15 protein-coding genes are annotated in these 18,822 nt (G+C 50.5%); 1 reads left to right on the top strand and 14 read right to left on the bottom strand.

Annotation, left to right across the window (positions count from 1 at the left end; all coding sequences use genetic code 11):
• Positions 1 to 98 precede the first annotated feature (98 nt).
• The 10 genes from dnaJ to gpr all read right to left on the bottom strand — a co-directional run bounded on the left by dnaJ (position 99) and on the right by gpr (position 11,690).
• Positions 99 to 1,250, bottom strand: coding sequence for a molecular chaperone DnaJ (gene dnaJ / locus IEX98_RS03120; RefSeq protein ID WP_188887459.1), 1,152 nt, complete (start codon positions 1,248 to 1,250; stop codon positions 99 to 101).
• Between the two features lie 112 nt (positions 1,251 to 1,362).
• Positions 1,363 to 3,195, bottom strand: a complete 1,833-nt coding sequence (gene dnaK, locus IEX98_RS03115; protein ID WP_188887458.1) for a molecular chaperone DnaK — start codon at positions 3,193 to 3,195, stop codon at positions 1,363 to 1,365.
• 56 nt (positions 3,196 to 3,251) lie between these two features.
• A complete protein-coding gene (grpE, locus tag IEX98_RS03110) occupies positions 3,252 to 3,794 on the bottom strand; it encodes a nucleotide exchange factor GrpE (protein ID WP_188887457.1) in 543 nt (180 codons plus the stop codon).
• Between the two features lie 13 nt (positions 3,795 to 3,807).
• Positions 3,808 to 4,833 (bottom strand): heat-inducible transcriptional repressor HrcA, encoded by a 1,026-nt coding sequence (gene hrcA / locus IEX98_RS03105; protein WP_188887456.1) that lies wholly within the window; start codon positions 4,831 to 4,833, stop codon positions 3,808 to 3,810.
• Between the two features lie 173 nt (positions 4,834 to 5,006).
• The gene (locus IEX98_RS03100) at positions 5,007 to 5,486 is read right to left on the bottom strand and encodes an N-acetyltransferase (RefSeq protein WP_042162798.1); all 480 of its coding nucleotides are present in this window, start codon (positions 5,484 to 5,486) and stop codon (positions 5,007 to 5,009) included.
• 94 nt (positions 5,487 to 5,580) lie between these two features.
• A complete protein-coding gene (gene hemW / locus IEX98_RS03095; protein ID WP_188887455.1) occupies positions 5,581 to 6,765 on the bottom strand; it encodes a radical SAM family heme chaperone HemW in 1,185 nt (394 codons plus the stop codon).
• A gap of 126 nt (positions 6,766 to 6,891) precedes the next feature.
• Positions 6,892 to 8,709: a translation elongation factor 4 gene (gene lepA, locus IEX98_RS03090; RefSeq protein ID WP_188887454.1), complete on the bottom strand. Its 1,818-nt coding sequence runs from the start codon at positions 8,707 to 8,709 to the stop codon at positions 6,892 to 6,894.
• A 91-nt stretch (positions 8,710 to 8,800) separates the two neighbouring features.
• Complete coding sequence (locus IEX98_RS03085; RefSeq protein WP_188887453.1) at positions 8,801 to 9,241, bottom strand: hypothetical protein; 441 nt, start codon at positions 9,239 to 9,241, stop codon at positions 8,801 to 8,803.
• A 14-nt stretch (positions 9,242 to 9,255) separates the two neighbouring features.
• Positions 9,256 to 10,476, bottom strand: coding sequence for a stage II sporulation protein P (locus IEX98_RS03080; RefSeq protein WP_188887452.1), 1,221 nt, complete (start codon positions 10,474 to 10,476; stop codon positions 9,256 to 9,258).
• Between the two features lie 206 nt (positions 10,477 to 10,682).
• Complete coding sequence (gene gpr, locus IEX98_RS03075) at positions 10,683 to 11,690, bottom strand: GPR endopeptidase (RefSeq protein WP_229691947.1); 1,008 nt, start codon at positions 11,688 to 11,690, stop codon at positions 10,683 to 10,685.
• Positions 11,691 to 11,896: 206 nt separating this feature from the next.
• On the opposite strand from gpr, the gene rpsT reads away from it, so the two are divergent.
• A complete protein-coding gene (gene rpsT / locus IEX98_RS03070; RefSeq protein WP_042162805.1) occupies positions 11,897 to 12,169 on the top strand; it encodes a 30S ribosomal protein S20 in 273 nt (90 codons plus the stop codon).
• A 156-nt stretch (positions 12,170 to 12,325) separates the two neighbouring features.
• Here the strand turns inward: rpsT and holA are convergent, their stop codons facing one another.
• From holA to IEX98_RS03050, 4 genes are all read right to left on the bottom strand, one after another.
• Positions 12,326 to 13,360, bottom strand: coding sequence for a DNA polymerase III subunit delta (holA, locus tag IEX98_RS03065; RefSeq protein WP_188887450.1), 1,035 nt, complete (start codon positions 13,358 to 13,360; stop codon positions 12,326 to 12,328).
• 224 nt (positions 13,361 to 13,584) lie between these two features.
• Positions 13,585 to 14,559 carry an anti-sigma factor family protein gene (locus tag IEX98_RS03060; protein ID WP_188887449.1) on the bottom strand — a complete coding sequence of 325 codons (975 nt, stop codon included), beginning with the start codon at positions 14,557 to 14,559 and terminating at the stop codon, positions 13,585 to 13,587.
• Positions 14,556 to 15,104, bottom strand: coding sequence for an RNA polymerase sigma factor (locus IEX98_RS03055; RefSeq protein ID WP_042162806.1), 549 nt, complete (start codon positions 15,102 to 15,104; stop codon positions 14,556 to 14,558). The genes IEX98_RS03060 and IEX98_RS03055 overlap by 4 nt, the downstream gene beginning before the upstream one ends.
• Positions 15,105 to 15,989: 885 nt before the next feature.
• Positions 15,990 to 18,596 (bottom strand): DNA internalization-related competence protein ComEC/Rec2, encoded by a 2,607-nt coding sequence (locus IEX98_RS03050; protein ID WP_188887448.1) that lies wholly within the window; start codon positions 18,594 to 18,596, stop codon positions 15,990 to 15,992.
• Between the last annotated feature and the right edge of the window lie 226 nt (positions 18,597 to 18,822).

Here is an 18,822-nt window from a genome sequence, read left to right as displayed (position 1 = left end):
TATAAACCAACCTGCCTAGCTTTTGCATATTTAACCATAATTATTCGTTCTCATCCCGTCATACCCCGATTTAATAAGCAAAAAAAAAACGTCCCGGGCTACTCGCCCCGGAACGCTTTCTTCATTTTATCAAAAATGGATTCATGATGCTCAGAGTTGCTTTCGGCAACCGAGCTGGTACTTGCTGTACCGCCGCTGAATTGACGCAGCAAATCTTTTTGCTCGTCAGTCAGCTTCGTTGGCGTAACAACCGTTACCTTCACGTGCTGATCGCCTTGGCCGTAGCCGCGAAGCTTCGGCACGCCTTTACCCTTCAAGCGGAAGTAAGTGCCGGTCTGCGTTCCCGCAGGAATTTTCAGCTTCACCTTTTCAGACAGTGTCGGGATTTCAATCTCATCGCCCAGCGCCGCTTGCACAAAGGTAAGCGGAACCTCGCAATAGATATCATCGTTCTCGCGTTCGAAGAACTCATGCGATTTCACGCGGATAACGATATAGAGATCGCCTGAAGGACCGCCGCGAAGTCCGCCCTCGCCTTCGCCTGAGAGACGAATTTGCGCGCCGTCGTCAACGCCCGCAGGAATGCGAACATTAATTTTACGCTGTTTTTTCACTTTACCTGCGCCGTGGCAAGTTCCGCATTTTTCCTTAATCACACGACCCGTACCGGAACAGTTCGTACATGCACGGCGATTGACCATACGGCCAAACGGCGTATTCTGCACAACCTCTTGCTGACCGCTGCCTTTGCAGACGGTACAGGTTTCCGGTTTCGTACCCGGCTTGGCGCCTGATCCCGTACAAGTGTCGCAAGTTTCCGTACGCGGAATCGTAATTTCCGTTTCCTTGCCGAATACAGCTTCCTTAAACTCTATGGTCATCGTATATTGCAGGTCATTGCCCCGCTGAGGAGCATTCGGGTCACGACGACCGCCGCCCCCGCCGCCAAAGAACATATCAAAGATATCGCCAAAGCCGCCCCCGCCAAAGTCTCCTGAGAAGCCGCCGGCGCCTCCCATGCCCTGATTCGGATCAACATGGCCGTAACGGTCATAGGTCGACCGTTGTCCCTCGTCGCTGAGCACGTCATAAGCCTCTTTTACTTCCTTGAACTTCGACTCTGCATCCGCTTCTTTATTTACGTCCGGATGGTACTTGCGCGCAAGCGACCGGTACGCCTTTTTAATCTCATCATCAGATGCGCTTTTGCCTAAGCCAAGCACCTCGTAATAATCGCGTTTGTCTGCCAACTAGTTCTCACCTCCACCCATGTTCCATTACGAAAAGCTATAAATGCGCGAAGAAGGTCAAAGACAGGGAGCCCCTGACTTTGACCTCACCTCGGTAGCAAGCTTAAGCTAATTATTTGTTGTCGTCAACCACTTCGTAGTCTGCGTCTACAACATTGTCTTTCTTAGGAGCTGCTCCGCCTTCTTGCGGTTCCGCACCTTCTGCGCCTTGCTGCGCTTGCTCATAGAGCTTAACGGACAGCGCTTGAACGATTTGGGTCAGCTCTTCGGAAGCGGCATTGATTTCATCAATGTTTTCCGTTGCAACTGCTGCTGCAAGCTTCTCTTTCGCTGCATTCGCTTTGTCGATTTCGGAAGCATCAACTTTATCGCCAAGATCCTTGATCGTTTTGTCAACCGAATAGATAAGTTGGTCAGCTGCGTTTTTCGCTTCAACCAGCTCACGGCGTTTACGGTCATCCTCAGCGTTCAGCTCGGCATCTTTCATCATTTTTTCGATTTCTTCCTCGCTCAGACCACCGGACGAAGTAATCGTAATTTTTTGGCTTTTGCCAGTGCCTTTATCCAAAGCCGATACGTTAACAATACCGTTCGCATCGATATCGAAGGTTACTTCGATTTGCGGAACGCCGCGTGGTGCCAGCGGAATGTCGCTAAGCGTGAAGCGGCCAAGCGTTTTGTTGCCGGCAGCCATTTGACGCTCGCCTTGCAGAACGTGAATTTCTACGCCAGGCTGATTGTCGGCATACGTCGAGTACACTTGCGATTTGCTCGTTGGAATCGTCGTATTGCGATCGATCATTTTCGTAAATACGCCGCCAGCCGTCTCGATACCGAGCGACAAAGGCGTAACGTCGAGCAATACAACGTCTTTAACGTCGCCTGTAAGAACGCCTGCTTGAACAGCCGCGCCCAGCGCTACAACCTCATCCGGGTTAACGCCTTTATGCGGATCTTTGCCGATCAGTTTTTTAACTGCTTCTTGAACGGCTGGAATACGCGTAGAACCGCCTACGAGTACCACTTTATTAATTTCGCTTGTGGACAAGCCCGAATCGCTAAGCGCCTGACGAACAGGACCCATCGTACGCTCTACAAGGCCAGCGGACAGCTCTTCGAATTTCGCACGGGTCAGGTTCATCTCCAAATGCTGAGGAACGCCGTCAACCATCGTAATAAATGGAAGCGAGATCGTAGATGTCAATACGCCGGAAAGCTCTTTCTTCGCTTTCTCTGCTGCATCCTTCAAGCGTTGAACAGCCGCTTTGTCCTTCGACAGGTCGATGCCTTGCTCTTTCTTAAACTCAGCAACCAGATAATCGATAACAACTTGGTCAAAGTCGTCGCCGCCGAGCTTGTTGTCGCCGCTTGTTGCTTTAACTTCGAAGAAGCCGTCGCCCAGTTCAAGGATCGATACGTCAAACGTGCCGCCGCCAAGGTCATAGACGAGGATCGTTTGATCTTCTGTTTTCTCCATGCCGTAAGCAAGAGCTGCCGCTGTTGGCTCGTTGACGATACGCAGCACTTCCAGGCCTGCGATTTTACCCGCGTCCTTCGTCGCTTGACGCTGGCTGTCATTGAAGTAAGCAGGAACCGTAATAACGGCTTGCGTTACAGGTTGGCCCAGGTAAGCTTCCGCGTCGGATTTCAGCTTTTGCAAAATAATTGCAGAAATTTCTTGCGGCGTGAAGTCTTTGCCGTCAATCGTTTCTTTATGGTTTGTGCCCATGTGGCGTTTTACCGAGCTAACTGTCCGGTCAGGGTTGGTGATGGCTTGGCGTTTCGCCGTTTCGCCGACAATACGCTCTCCGTCTTTCTTAAAGCCGACAACGGATGGCGTCGTGCGGTTGCCTTCCGGATTCGGGATTACGACGGCTTCGCCGCCCTCCATTACTGCAACGCAAGAGTTCGTTGTACCCAGGTCAATACCGATTACTTTACTCATCGTCAGTTTCCTCCTAATTTATATGGCTGATTCCAGCCTTATTATTGAATAACACCTTAGCCGCTAACTTTAACCATCGCGGGACGAAGCACTTTGTCTTTCAGCACGTAGCCTTTTTGCACTTCTTCAACAATGATGCCTTCTTCATGCTCTTCGGATTCCACCGTCATAATGGCTTGATGGAATTCAGGGTTGAACGGCTCGCCGACGACATTCATCGCCTGCAGACCTTCCTGCTGCAGCGTTTGCTCCAGCTGTCGGAAAATCATGTCCACACCTTTCGCAAGCGATTCATAATCGCCATTGACCGATGCTGCTGCAACCGCTCGTTCAAAGTTATCGACAACCGGAAGCAATTGCCCGATCAGCTTCATCGATGCGTATTGTCCCAGTTCTTCTTTTTCCTTCATGGTGCGGCGGCGGAAATTATCAAAATCCGCTTGCACGCGTAAGTATCGCTGCTGGTTCTCCTCTGCTTGCTGTGCAAGCTCAGAGAGGCGCGGATCCTCTTGAAGCTCAGCTTGCGCCTCTGCTTCCTGTCCTGCTTGTTCCTGCTCCGTTACGGTTTCCTCAACCGCTTCGTTATGTTCGTTACTCACCCAATTCACCTCCTTATTTATACCAACGGCCTAGCATAAGCGCCATATCCTTCGAAATAATATTAAGCAGACTAATGACTTTACCGTACTCCATCCTTGTCGGTCCAAGAATGCCGATTGTGCCTAGCGACTGCCCATCCACTGAATAGGTGGCGGTTATTAAGCTGCAGTTCGCGATAGCCTCTTGGTCATTTTCTGTTCCGATGCGGACTTGTATACCCGAAGGAAGCGCAGAAAACATTTTCATGATAGCAGGGGTTTCATCCAGCAAATCCAAAATTGTCTTCACTTTGTCGACATCCTTGAACTCCGGCTGCGTCAGCATATTCGTCGTCCCGCTAAGAAAGATGCGGTGCTCATCGTCGCTTTGCAGCGCTTTGTCGAGAACACCCAGCACTTCTTCGCAATGATCGATGTAACGATCCAGCTCCTGGCCCATTTCGGCGTGCAGCTTAGACTTCAAGCGAATAAGCGGAACACCTACCAGCTTCGTGTTCAAAATCCGAACAACCTTCTCCATTTCCTCCATGCTCACGCCTGGCGGAATTTGGATGGTCCGGTTTTCGACATGCCCTGTGTTCGTTACGATAATCGCTACGGCTGAAGTGGCATCAAGCGGTACCAGACTGAAATGCTTAAGCGACGTGCTGAACATTTCCGGTCCAAGCAAGATCGATGTGTAATTCGTCAAATTGGACAAGATCATGGCCGCATGCTGGATAACCTGCTCCATTTCATTCACTTTTTCAGAGAAAAAAGAACGTACTTTCGTCAGGTCTTGTTCATTGACTTCATTAAAATTGACGAGATGATCGACGTAATAGCGATATCCTTTGGTAGAGGGAATACGGCCTGCCGACGTATGCGGCTGCTCCAGAAAGCCAAGCTCCTCCAGATCCGCCATTTCGTTGCGAATCGTAGCGGGGCTGAAGCCAACGTCGCCTCGTTTAGATATGCTTCGTGATCCGACAGGCTCCGCCGAGCGGATGTAATCGTCGATTATCGCATTCAGTATCATTCGTTGCCGATCAGTCAACATTCCAAATCCCTCCCCAATTATATGCCTATGTCAATACGGCCGTTCTCGCCTCATCGTTAGCACTCATTAAAGTCGAGTGCTAATCATTAATACAAAAATACCAAACCAGCTTGACGATTGTCAAGTCGGTTTGGCATTTTGGCCTTTCATCCCGTTTTCACACGGCTATTCATCTATTCGATCAGCACCCGCAGCACTGCAATTTCATCGCAGGCATGCTGCTTCGGACAATTTACGCAATCCGTCCATACTTTCTCCGGAAAAATTTCTTTGTCGACGATACTGAAGCCATTCCGCAAAAAGAACGGAACCGCATAGGTTAAAGCCATAATTTTGGGAATGCCTTGCTCTATGGCTTGCGCGATAAGAAAGTCGACCAGCTTGCTGCCAATGCCAAGACCCTTATAGCCTTCCGTCATACCGAGCGAGCGAATTTCTACAAGCTCAGATCCGAGCCGGGTGAGCGCGCCGCAGCCGACAACCTCTTGTCCGACCTCTGCTACAACGAAGGTTGAGATCTGACGCAGGAGCGCCTCCTTCGACCTGGGCAACATAATTCCCTGTTCCGCGTAGCCTTTAATTAATTCAAATAACGTATCCACATCGTCCGCTGTCGCGACTCTGCATACTGCCTGCAAACTTTCCGTTGCCATCACTCCGCCTTCGCCTCCACCCGGTGCATATTTAATCTATTGAATAAATATACAGCGGTACGCATGTTTTATCAAGAGGCAATTTCACAAAAATTTAGCGGGCAGCTTCCTCTTCCAATCCGATGAAAGAACCGAACACGTCATTGCCGAATAAAACGCCTTTATCCGTCAGTCTGTAGCCATAATCATCGGCTTCTTCAATGCGTTCCAGCAAGCCGTCTTTCAGCAGCTTCTCGATGATCGGCCCAAAGATCTGCTCCAGCGTCTTGCCCGGAAATTGCTTGGCGAAGCTTGAGGCGCGCACGCCTTCAAGCAGCCGCAAGCCAACCATCATAAAGTCTTCGATCGCTTCCAGTTCGGATACTGCATTCGTTTCCAGCCGCGGAAGCTTGGTCAGCGTGTAATCGATATAGGGCTGAACGCCTTTTACATTAATATGACGTTCTCTGCCCGCATAGCCGTGTGCTCCAGCGCCTAGTCCGTAATACGGCTCATTGCGCCAGTAGGTGGAGTTGTGGCGGCCCTCATAGCCAGGACGGGCAAAGTTGCTAATCTCATAGTGCTGATAGCCAGCACCCTTCAGGCGGTCCATCAGATGGGTATACATCGAAAACTCCTCATCCTCCGACGGGAGCGGCAGCTCGTCGCGCTGATAGAGCTTATGAAACAGCGTATTTTCTTCTACCTTCAAGCTGTATAGCGAATAATGAGGAAGCTCGAGCGCCAGCGCCTTCTCGACGCTGTCCTCCAACGTCTCCACGGTCTGACCCGGCAAACCGAACATCAAGTCGATCGATAAATTCGTAAAGCCCGCTGCGCGAGCATTCTCCAGACTTCGATATACATCGTCTACATTATGAATGCGTCCGATCTTCTCCAGCAAGGCGTTGTTGAACGACTGCACGCCAAAGCTGATCCGGTTTACCCCGCCTGCGAACATGGCAGCAAGCTTCTCAGGATCTGTCGTTCCGGGATTGGCTTCCATCGTAAACTCCACTTGCTCAGACAGCGGGAAATGCCGCTTGACCGAAGCCAGGAATCGTTCCATTTGCGGAGGGGTCAGGACCGTAGGGGTACCGCCTCCGACGAAGACGGTATCGATCATTTGGGGCGGCATCGCAGCGGTCGTCATCACCATCTCTCTTTCGAGCGCGTCCAAATAATCGTCCACAGGCTGGCCTTTTAGAACATAAGAAGTGAAATCGCAATAGTGGCACTTATTCGTACAAAACGGGATATGAATATAAAGCGCCCTCGGCGCTGCATGAATCGCGGTCATTGCAAATCCTCCTCTCTTGTCAAACAGCCGCAAGGCGGCTTTTTTCCTATATAACGATAAAACGACAGGCTTACGGGGAGGCCGCAATCTGCTCTCCTGTAAGCCTGTCGATTGTATGCCTTAGGTTTAATCCTCGTCGATCTTCAGAACCGCCATGAACGCTTCCTGCGGCACCTCAACGCTGCCGACCTGCTTCATGCGCTTCTTGCCTTCCTTCTGCTTATCGAGCAGCTTCCGCTTCCGGCTGATGTCGCCGCCATAACATTTGGCCAATACGTTCTTACGCATCGCTTTGACCGTCTCTCTGGCAATAACCTTCGTGCCGATCGATGCCTGAACAGGCACTTCAAACATTTGACGCGGAATAAGCTCTTTCATCTTCTGGCAAATAACCCGTCCGCGGTGGTAAGCTCGGTCGCGGTGGACGATGACGGACAAGGCATCAACCTGTTCGCTGTTGAGCATAATGTCCATTTTGACCAGATTGGAACGACGGTAACCCGATACTTCATAATCGAAGGACGCGTAGCCCTTCGTACTGGATTTCAATTGATCAAAGAAATCATATACGATTTCCGACAACGGAATCTCATACGTGAGCGTAACGCGGTTCGTATCCAGATACTCCATATTAACAAATTCGCCGCGCTTGCCTTGGCAAAGCTCCATAATGGCGCCAACAAAATCATTCGGCACAATAATAGCTGCTTTAACGTACGGCTCCTCGACATACTCCAGCTTGCCCGCTTCGGGGTAGTTGGAAGGGTTGTCGATATCGAGAACTGTTCCGTTCGTCAGTGTCACGCGGTAAATAACGCTTGGTGCTGTCGTAATAAGCGGAATGTTGAATTCACGCTCGATACGCTCCTGAATGATCTCCATATGGAGCAGTCCGAGGAAGCCGCAGCGGAATCCGAAGCCAAGCGCCGTAGACGTCTCCGGCTCATAGCGGAGAGAGGCGTCATTAAGCTCCAGCTTCTCCAGTGCTTCGCGAAGGTCGTTGTAATCCTGCGTCTCAATGGGATACAGACCGCAGAATACCATCGGATTGATCTTCCGGTAGCCTGGCAGCGCCTCAGGTGCAGGACGCTTCGCCTCTGTAATCGTATCACCGACGCGAGTGTCCTTAACGTTCTTGATGCCTGCAACGACAAACCCAACGTCGCCAACTGCCAGCTCGTCGACAATCGACATGCGGGGCTTGAACGCACCTACTTCGATAACTTCGAACTCAGCGCCAGTTGCCATGAAGCGGATTTTTTTGCCCGCTTTAATGCTGCCGTCAATTACCCGTACGTAAACGATTACCCCTTTATAAGGATCGTAGTGCGAGTCGAAAATGAGCGCTTTAAGCGGATTGTCCGGATCGCCTGTCGGCGCTGGCACCTTCTGAACGACCTGCTCCAAAATTTCCTTAATGCCGATGCCGGCTTTAGCCGAAGCAAGAACAGCATCGCTGGCGTCAAGGCCGATTACATCTTCGATCTCTTGCTTGACGCGCTCCGGCTCGGCGCTTGGCAGATCGATTTTATTAATAACAGGCAATATTTCCAGGTTGCTTTCCAGAGCCAAATATACGTTAGCCAGCGTCTGTGCTTCAATCCCTTGCGCCGCATCGACGACAAGCAATGCGCCTTCGCAGGCTGCCATGCTTCGCGATACTTCATAAGTAAAGTCGACATGTCCCGGCGTATCAATCAAGTTGAGCAAATATTCTTCGCCGTCATCCGCCTTGTATGTAAGACGAACCGCTTGCAGCTTTATCGTAATGCCGCGTTCCCGCTCCAAATCCATTTGGTCCAGTACCTGCTCCTGCATCTCGCGCGAGGTCAAAGCCCCGGTAAACTCGAGAATACGGTCCGCAAGCGTAGACTTGCCATGGTCAATATGAGCAATAATTGAAAAATTTCTTATTTTCTTTTGCCGGTCACGAACGTCAGTCATGCCTAACCCCCACACAGTCCAATATTCCATCTATTATATCAGTTTGGTGGATTGCCAGCAATGCGCATTACATAATGCGTTTCGGCAGCGGCTAGTTTGTTACGGAATCGAACAGGGAAACGACAAATTTAATACCGCCGGTCGTGACGGATTGCAGAAATCCAGAGGTGCCGTCTGCCAGCTTGTTGACAGCCGGCTCATGCGATCCGCCATCAATACCGGGGAGCCTTTCCCGGCGGCTGCCGCGCTCGGCAATTTCTCTTACTTCCGCCAGCTCCTTCTCCAGCTTAGCGATCTTTTTCTCAGCAGCAGCCGACATACCGGAAGAGGGGCGGGAGCCGCCGTCGACAACGCCTTCATCGCTGTTTCCCGAACCGGCAGATTGTGCGGACGGCAATGTAACGGAGGTTTGACCGCCCTCGATCGGCCCATAGATCCGTTCAATGCCGGATTGCGACATTTCCATCGCATATAAGACGATAAAAACGAGCACTCCCCCCAGTATCGTCCATTTTAGTGCGCTTCGTTTCATACTGAGCCCTCCTCTTAGCTTTTTGGTGCAGTTACCTTCTCCGCGTCCCAGTAAATATCCGCAATGATTTTGGCCAGCACATCCGCTGTCCTGTAGCTTTCTTGCAGCGTATTATCGACGCCGCCGATTTCAATCAGAACGCTGTCCTCGGCTAGCGACTGGTTGTACTCGCCGTTGCCGGTAGCAGCCGTCTTACCGTAGATCCCTCTGGAAATGCCCGGATATTGTTTTTCCAGCTCATCGTGAATTTGGGTCGCGAACGTTTCGTTCTGCTTCCAATCCGGATTTTTATGACCGATGATAAAGTAGACCTGAGCATAGCTTTTGCCGCCGATGTCAACTGTCGTATATTTGCGTTTTTGCGAATCGCGGTGGATGTCAAAGAAAAACTTCAAGTCCTTGCTGCTTGCCATCGCTTCCTTGACTGTCTTCATCGAATATTTGTAGGAAAGCTCCCAGCGATAATCTTTAATCGCTGTCGGATAGTCGGTGTCGGAATGCATCGCTCCTACACCCTGCTCCTCAAGCTTGGAAGCTAACCGTTTGCCGACCAGCGTAATATTTTTCGTATCGGAGTTAGGATCCTTCACCGTGCTTTTCAACTCCGGGTACCAGGATTCGCGGTTATGAGAATGATAGATGAATGCGATTTTTCGTCCGTTCGTCGAGTGGCCGCCGATATTCGGTTCGGGATCAGGAGCTTCGGTCGGCTCTGGCGTTTGTACCGGAGGCGTCGTTGGATCAGCAGTATCTGGCTCTGCCACCCCGTCTCCATCCCCTTCCATACCTGGAATCGGGACGTTGTCCTCCGGGCCGATTGCCGTATCGGTACCGACTCCCTTGCGGATAAGGAATGATTTATTTGCGCCCATACCAGGAATTTCTCCGGCAAGCAGGCTCTTGGGATCACTTGGATTAATATCGGTCATCAGCCTAATAAGAAAGCTGCTAATTTGTTTGTTGTTCAACGGCTCCGATTTCGTCTCGCTTTGAAAGGCAGGCATCTCCATCTCCAGCATGTCCCCAAAAAGGCCGCTTGAAACGGCTGCTGCAAATCCTTTCATCGAAGATATGGGCGCTGCGTCCGACCGTTGATGCGCCATACCAGCTAGCCCAATCGCGACAAAAAACAGCATGGAGCAGAATGATAAGATGGCAAACGTCCTTCCCGTCACGAGCAATTGGCGCAGCCTTCTGCTCTCTCGCGCAACATCCAGCAACATAATTCGTCTCATAATGACCTCCCGCCATTGTCCAAAGGTTAGATGCTATTAATCTATGAACTTCGGGGGGCTGATAGAACCGATTATACGAATATACTGGACTTGAAAATTTAATAGATTCATATAAAGCTGAAATTACCGCATAAAAAAACCGACGTGACCGTATGCTGCCGCAACGGACGTCGGTATGGTTGATTGCTGTATAGCTAGCTAATTGGCTAATGAGTATAGGCCGCAACGTTATCGGTGTCTACCGCGTCGTGCAAAGCGGCGTTCAAGCCGCTGGCAATAATATTGGCGATATCCTCAATAAACTGATCGATTTCTTTGGGTGTCACGAGCAAATCATGGCCGATGGGATGGAGCACTTCTTTTACAAGCTGCAGACGCTCCCGCTCATCCATCTGGTTCATGAGGCCGAACACTTGATTATTGTCCGCTTTGTTCGCAGCCATATGTCCGCGCATCAGATCAATCGCACTGTTGACGATTGTTGATGCATATACGACAGTTGGAACACCAATTGCAATGACCGGAATGCCCAAGATTTCTTTCGTCAGCCCTTTCCGTTTGTTGCCGATGCCTGAGCCGGGGTGGATGCCGATGTCGGCAATTTGAATCGTCGTATTAACGCGCTCCAGCGAACGGGATGCAAGTGCGTCAATCGCAATCACTACATCAGGCTTCGTCTTCTCGACGATACCGTGTACAATTTCGCTCGATTCAATACCGGTGATGCCAAGCACGCCAGGGGCAACGGCACTGACTGCACGGTATCCGGGCGCAACTTGATCAGGCATAAGCTCGAAAAACTGTCGGGTCACCATAACATTCTCCACAACGAGCGGTCCAAGCGCATCGGGCGTAACGTTCCAGTTGCCAAGCCCCACAATCAGCACCCGGGCTGTCTTGCCTACGCCCACCCGCTGCAGGAACGATTCGAAGTGCTTGGCGAAATGCGTAGCTACACGGTCCTGAAGCTCCGTATCTTGATTCCGAAGCTCCGGCACCTCCAGTGTTAAGTAATTGCCGAGCACTTTGCCAATGGCCTGCGAGCCCTGCTCATTCTGCACCTCAAGCTCCGTAATTGTAATGCCATTATCCTCAAATGTTTTGGATACGATGCCGGGTATCGGGCTGCCGCCGCCCGACTGTTCCGCGATCTCCTTTGCCTCCAGCGCCAGATCGGTGCGTACATTATATTGCTGCAAGTCCAGATTGCTCACGATATTGTCTGTCTCCCTTCGAAGAAGTGCCAAGTTTCTTCCGTTATTGTTTGCAAGAGGCGGCATTTCATACTTTCACCCTCGACATCCTTCCAGCTCTTGCTTTTAAGACGTGCGCATGGTAATATATTTTAAGTTGTTTACTTAGAATAGAACCAACTTACGCACTATGCTTTTTCGGCAAACTATGTAGGAGGTGAAACTCGATGCCAAACATTAAATCCGCAATCAAACGCGTTAAAACGAGCGAAAAACGTCGCGCTTTGAACGCTTCCCAAAAATCCGCGCTTCGTACGGCTGTTAAATCTGCTGACCAAGCAATCGCTGGCACTGATGTAGATGCAGCTAAAGCTGCTCTCGTCGCTGCAACGAAAAAATTGGACAAAGCGGTTACTAAAGGCCTGATTCATAAAAATGCGGCTTCCCGCAAAAAATCTCGTCTTGCTAAAAAGCTGAACGCCCTTTCGGCACAAGCTTAATAAGCGACACCGCTTCACGAAAAAGGCTTCACATCCCGGGTTCCCGGAGTGTGAAGCCTTTTTTTGCTTGAATTGCTCTTCTAACTGGAACGTGCAGGATGTAAGATCAGTAATAAACCGCTGTCTTCCGGACAGAAACAAAGAGCATAGCTGCTGCTATGCTCCTTGCTTTGACCCAAGCGCCAGTAAATAAAGCTCAAGGCCCAATACTTTGTCTACGGCCCCGGTTTTCATCCGGTAATCCAGATCGGCGATGGATGCCAGCAGGACGCCAAGGCGCTGTACAGCGAACTTGCGGCTTTTCTCTGCTGCCAGCTTGACTGCATAAGGATGGAGACCTAATTGCCCCGCCATCTGCTGCGGTGTATACCGATGCTGCTCCAGCTCTTTAATTTGCAGCATAATTCGCAGTTGTCTTGCAATGAGGGCTGCGATCTTAATCGGCTCCTCACGCCGCAATAGCAGTGAACGGTACAGGCGCAGCGCTTTATCGACTTGCAGCTCCGCAATGGAATCCACAAGTGCAAAAACATCCTCTTCAACGGTCGAGGCGGTTAACAACTCGGTCTGTTCAACGCCGATAATACCGCCTTCCCCGGCATGCAGGCAAAGCTTGTCCATTTCAATCGCAAGCTGCTGCATGTGTGCGCCGACCCGGGCAAGCAACAGATCCGCTGCTTCCGGCGTCATTTTACGATGCTGCTCTTCCGCTCGTTTCACAACCCAGCGTTTCAGCTCTGAGGCATCAAGCTCCTGGAATGGCAATAGCGCATTACGATCCTTCAGCATCTTAACCAGCTTGCGCCGCTCGTCCAGCTTCTCCGCATTGACGATAAACAACAGCACCGTCGTCTCCGAAGGAATATCGAGATATTGTTGGAGCCGCTCCGTCTTATGCTCCAGCTTGCCGCCCTCTTTGCCCCCAGCAGCAAATACGGCCGCGTCCTTGACGATAACGAGCTTGCGCTCCACGAAAAACGGAAGCGTCTCTGCCTCAAGGGCCGCTTCTTCTATCAGCGTCTCCGACGTATCGAATTTGACAATGCCAAACTCCCGCTCATCGGGTGTAAACATCGCTTCAGCCAGTGTATCGGCGAATTGTTGAATCCGGTACCGGTCGCTGCCATAAAGCACATAGGCAGGACGAAACTTACCGTTCTTAATTTCCTTTAGTGCTTCTTTTGCATCCATCCGCCGCTTGCTCCCTCCGTTTGCAATTGAACGGCAACAAAGGGATGCGCCTATTCGGCCTCATCCCTTTGTCCCTGAACATCTATATAAACACCGGCAGGCAGGTCCATGGTACCGTCCCTGCGGATGGTCATACGACGATCAAGGTTCGCCGCAGACTTCTTTGTTCTACACTATACGCGCATGAACCGAAAAGTGTGCGAATAACCTGCCGTTTTTTCAAATCAATGATCCGCCTTCGTCTCCTTCAACTGCGCCAAGTCCACGACATACCGTTCCATGCCGCCTTGATCCAGCTGAATTTCGTAAGTCAATTGATTATTGTCTTCCGACCAGGTCAATTTCGATATTTGCCCGTTTTTGCGCGGCGTTTCAAATACAACTTCGTCCGCCTTCGTAATACGAACGACAAAGCCCGATGACTGCGCGACATAGACGCCGTCTGAGGAAGCAACGGTAAGCGGCGCAGGGCTGCCTGGCGCAATTCCTTGTTGCGGTGGTTCCTGTGCACTACCGGTTGCGCTTCCGTTTACTCCGCCGTCAGACGAAGAATTGCCGCCGCTTTTGTCAATCACTTCACCCGTAAAAATTTTCTGAGTATCGTCTTTCTGAGGATACATCGGAATTGGGAGCTCTTTGCTGGATGGCGAGTTGGCCGCTTCATGCTTAAAGGATTCAACATTCACTTCGCCGCCCTGTTCATCGAACGCATACTTTCTTACTTCTCTCGAAATCGACGATTTGTTCGAATCTGCCGTAGCCGAATCCGCTACTGAACTGCTGAAGCTCTTATCGTTCGAACCGTTTTCAAAAAGTCCTGCATTATAAGAAACGATAAACATACCCGCCACAACGCTTGCTGCGATTGCACCGCTCCACATCCGCCATCCCGGTTTTCTTCTCCTTGACGGCGCACTTCGGCCGCCCGGCTTCGCTTCGGGCGTCTCCACGGAGGCCGCTTCCGAAATGCGGTAGGACTCAAGCTGTTCCAGCTGCGGCATAATCGCATCGACCAAACTATAGCTAGGCATTACTCTAGGTAAATTTTCAAGCTCGGACGACAGCTTCTTAAGCCGTTCAAACATCGCAGCGCAGTCCGGACATTGCCTGGTATGCTTGAGTAAAAGCTGATGCTCTTGTTCGTCAAGATCACCGTCAAGCTGCCTATGCATTAATTCAATCACCTCTTGGCAATTCATCCCCGGACACCACCTTTCTGATAATCTTGAAGTAACGTTTGAAGCTGTTGCCTAGCTCTGAATAAGTAGGATTTGACCGTATTCAACGGCAGATCAAGGGAATCTGCGATCTCGTTATAAGAGAAGTCCTGCAAATAGCGAAGGACTACGACAGCACGATGATGTTCAGGCAGCTTGTCAATGGCAGTTCGAATATCTTGAATCGCGTATGCGGACATAACCTCGTTCTCCACATTTTGCTTTTCTCGAAAAACCATATCATGCTCCTCGATGGATACGGTTGGCTTGCTTCTTCTAAATTTGTCGATACAAATATTCGTTACTATTCGTTGTATCCATGTTTTGAACTGGGCCTTTTCTTCATATGAGCCGATTTTCGTATAAATTCGAATCAGCGCTTCTTGCGCTGCATCCATCGCATCCTGCTCATTATTTAATATATAGTAGGCTGTCCGATAAACATGAGTTTCAATCTCTCGCAAAAGAGTAATTAAAGCGTCGCGATCTCCCGACTGAGCGGCTCTAATGAGGTCCGGCTCTACCACGAGGGCTCCTCCTCTCTTGCAACCTCTTTGACGAGCAGGTTGCAATGAATGTTGCACTAATGAATGAATTATTACTTTATTTTATTTAGTATGTTGTTATGGATTGCATATTCAAACGAGAAGTCTAGTTCAATAGGCTCGTTTTGTGCTGCATTAAATAGAAAACTCCACAGTAAAGGATATCAAAAAAAAACAACTACGTATAGAGGGAGTTGCTAGTGGAAAAGGCCAGATACCGCTAGAAATTGGCTTCTGGAACTTATTATGGAAGGGTTGTCGGGTATGTATATTGGCTCATGCTTGGTGCTTTATAGATGGTGTAAACAAAACATGACAATGACTTTTGTTAGACGTTGGTAGACGTGCTGCGCATATCCAGACCCTCGATGTTCGTTGATTGCAATAGTGGATGGGCTTCTTATGACTCTTGAGTGGAGCGAACCTGATTCGCTATTTAAGGAAATTATCTTCGTTCGTGTCTGCCGTAACACTGACCGGATTAAAAGAACGAATCTAATTTCGCTATCCGTGAACTCAAGTTCATGATTAGCGAAATTAGATTCGTTCTAGAGGAGTTGAGGAGTGCATGGACTCTTGATAACGAATTTACATTCGTTGTATAACGAACCAGCTTCGTTGTACGTAACTTTAATAAGAAGGAACAACATTTCAACCAAATTCAACTATAGGGTCGATAACAACTTGATTAAGTAATTTTAGGTACTATACAACCACACATTGGTTTACAGGCGGACTTCCAGCACGACTTTCATCATTATCATTATAAATAAACTTGCATTACAGGATTTTACACAAAACCATTACCCTTACCTCACCGTACGAGAATAATACATAATCACTAAATGGGCGAGCATTCGAGCTCTGCTAGTTGCTATGCCTGACTGTGCTCACGAACAACCCTTTCTTATTGGCCTTATAGCTAACTTCACCATACTGATCGGTTCGCAAGAAATCGCTGCCTGCAGCTTTTAGCCTGCCGATAACATCTGGATGCGGATGACCGTATGTGTTCGTCGCGCCAACAGAAGCTACTGCTTGATAGGGCTGCCAGAATCGGAGCCATTCATCTGACGTTGAATATCTGCTGCCATGATGAGCGACCTTCAGTATATCAACGCTGCTGCAGCAATTACCCGATATGGGCGGCGCATCACGCCATAGATGGTTAATAGCACTTTCAGTTGGCGAATCGATGTCTCCTGTAAACAGAAAGCTGCTGTTATACATGCTTAAATGCAATACAACGCTTCGCGGATTTTGATCCTTCTCAATAAATATGTTGTCCTGTTCATTTTCAGAAACGGCCTCGGGCCAAAGTACCGTTAATGCTGTGCTTTTTCCAAGTTTCCATTGCTGCCCAGCCTCCGCACGGTATAGCGGGATATTCTGTTTTACCGCAAGCTTCAATAAGCTTTGCGCGTCTCCCACCTCCTTCATGCTGCCGTTCCACAGTATCCCTTTAACTGGAATCGTCTCAATCACCGCGGTCAAACCTCGAATATGGTCGCTATCCAAATGCGAAATGACGAGCAAATCAAGCTCGTGAACGCCGCGTTTCATCAACAAGGGAACGAGCACCTTTTTTCCAACCTCAAATGGATCGCTTCTGTCCCTCCACTCCTCGCCTGGCTTGCGGAAACTTAACGTGCCGCCTCCGTCAATCAGCAGTCTTTTTCCTTCGGGCGTCCGAACATAGATTGCATCCCCTTGACCAACATCCAGTATATGTACATTGCCGTTCCGATTCAGCAGATCAGGGTAATAAGCATAGATAAGAAGAGCTGCCGTGCCTATCCCAACAAGCCATAAAGCCCGGCTTCGCCATTTCGTTACAGAATGTGAGGGAAGCGGCTCCCGCTCTTCATCCGGGAAGGAAAGATCGGCGGTTTCATCCAACTGTTCAACTTCAGCCTGTGATACGGTCTTTTTTGACGGGAGAAGTCTGGCAGCAGCAATAAACAATACATACCAGGCTGCTATCCACCAAATTGGCGGAGTTGCCCATATTGAACGTAAAAAATCAACTTGCGCCATTTGATCGACGACCCAGAAGGTCAGATTATTTCCATAGATGCTTGCTATAGCTAACAGCTTACCGCCAAGATACCAGAATGATCCGATAAACAAAGCTATCGCACCAATCGGCATCACGATGGAACTAATAAACGGGACGAGCAGCAAATTTGCAGGCAGCGAGAGCAAATGAAACTGGTTAAAATAATAGATCGAAACCGGAAACGATGCTGCTTGGGCCACCACGGTTACGGCGGTCAAATCGAGCAGCCACCTTCCTCTTTTCCACTCTGGCATCGTTTTTCGCAGTCGTGGCACGCCGATTATCAGTCCAGCCGTTACAATAAAACTTAGTTGGAAGCTCACATCTCCAATAAAGTAGGGCTCCCAAGCGAGCATAATAACCGCTGCTGCCGCAAGCAGATGCAAACCGTCCTTCAGCTTGTCCATACGCGCGGCAAGCAAGCCCAGCACAGCCATTAGGCCAGCGCGTATGACGGAAGGCGATGCCCCGGAGAGCAGTACGTAGACCGGCACGGCGAACATAAGCGTCACAAGCATTCGCTCCCGCGTCATTCTCATAAAGCGGAGAGCAGCTCCAAGCACGTACATAAAAACAGCAACATGAAGACCCGAGATAGCCAATATATGCGTTAAGCCAAGTCTCGAAAATTGCTGGAACTGCTGGGGGTCGAGGTCCTCGCGTATGCCGAGGACCAGACCTTGCATGTACCCGGACTGATCGGACGGGTACATGCATCCGAGGCGCGCGCCGAGCCATCCGCGCGCCTGGTCGACGCGGCCGAGCAGCGCGGCCGCGGTCCACCCAGGGCCCGGCGACACTTCGACGGCGCCGATGCCCTTTGCTTTGAGCAGCCAGTGCATCTTCTGGCTGCTTAGATAGCGGCGGTAATCAAAGCCGCCGCTATTGGATGCGCTTGCCGGCAGCGTAAGCTCGCCGGCTATGCGCACGCGGTCGCCGCGCTGCCACGCGGCGGCGACCGCCTGGTGCGGCTGCTGCTCCAGCCGCACATGCACAAGCAGGCGCTCGCGCATCCGCCGCGGCGCCGCTTCGCCTTGCACGCTGACGGTCTCCGCCGTCACGCGAAACATCGCGCGGTCGCCGTCGATCTCGACCGCCGACCCAATTACGCCAGACACCTCCACCTGATAGGAAGTGTTCGGCGTTACCGCCGCCTCTGCGGCGGCAAGCAGCTCGGGCAGCGCCGTCACGTTGCGGGCATCCGCCCACAACCGCTCCCCTGCGGCGACCGCGCAGCCAAGCAGGCACACGACGGCTAGACGCGGCGTCGCCTGCCTGCAAAGCACAAGAGCCAGCGCTGTTACAACTAGCGCTGCCACTGCAACTCCCAGCGCGGCTGCTGACAACGCCGCCGCTGTCGCGCTCCCAAACACCCAACATACCGCGAACCACACAATCGGTCTTCGGTTTAACATCCCATGCATCCCTCCCGCGCCGCCCAAGTTCCAAATTAAACTCATCTCTTACTGCTCTACATACCTATTATCTAACTCTCCAACTCTATCAATCTGTTCTGTTAAGTAGCCTGTCCGCTCCCGACAGTCGGCACTAATAGTTTCCCTTCTGTCACTGCTTCAGCTTTTGGTCCTGGTTTTACTGGTTCTCGTCCTGGTCCTGCTTTTCGTTTTCGTTTTCGTTTTC

The organism is Paenibacillus radicis (ex Gao et al. 2016), from assembly GCF_014641555.1.
In the GTDB taxonomy this organism is placed as follows: domain Bacteria; phylum Bacillota; class Bacilli; order Paenibacillales; family Paenibacillaceae; genus Pristimantibacillus; species Pristimantibacillus radicis.
This window is presented reverse-complemented; position numbering and strand designations above follow the sequence as displayed.

Coding starts and splice junctions, on each gene's coding strand:
- dnaK (WP_188887458.1), bottom strand. CDS start 3,195: ATGAGTAAAGTAATCGGTATTGACCTGGGTACAACGAACTCTTGCGTT.
- hrcA (WP_188887456.1), bottom strand. CDS start 4,833: ATGTTGACTGATCGGCAACGAATGATACTGAATGCGATAATCGACGAT.
- IEX98_RS03100 (WP_042162798.1), bottom strand. CDS start 5,486: ATGGCAACGGAAAGTTTGCAGGCAGTATGCAGAGTCGCGACAGCGGAC.
- hemW (WP_188887455.1), bottom strand. CDS start 6,765: ATGACCGCGATTCATGCAGCGCCGAGGGCGCTTTATATTCATATCCCG.
- lepA (WP_188887454.1), bottom strand. CDS start 8,709: ATGACTGACGTTCGTGACCGGCAAAAGAAAATAAGAAATTTTTCAATT.
- IEX98_RS03085 (WP_188887453.1), bottom strand. CDS start 9,241: ATGAAACGAAGCGCACTAAAATGGACGATACTGGGGGGAGTGCTCGTT.
- IEX98_RS03080 (WP_188887452.1), bottom strand. CDS start 10,476: ATGAGACGAATTATGTTGCTGGATGTTGCGCGAGAGAGCAGAAGGCTG.
- rpsT (WP_042162805.1), top strand. CDS start 11,897: ATGCCAAACATTAAATCCGCAATCAAACGCGTTAAAACGAGCGAAAAA.
- holA (WP_188887450.1), bottom strand. CDS start 13,360: ATGGATGCAAAAGAAGCACTAAAGGAAATTAAGAACGGTAAGTTTCGT.
- IEX98_RS03060 (WP_188887449.1), bottom strand. CDS start 14,559: ATGAATTGCCAAGAGGTGATTGAATTAATGCATAGGCAGCTTGACGGT.
- IEX98_RS03050 (WP_188887448.1), bottom strand. CDS start 18,596: ATGTTAAACCGAAGACCGATTGTGTGGTTCGCGGTATGTTGGGTGTTT.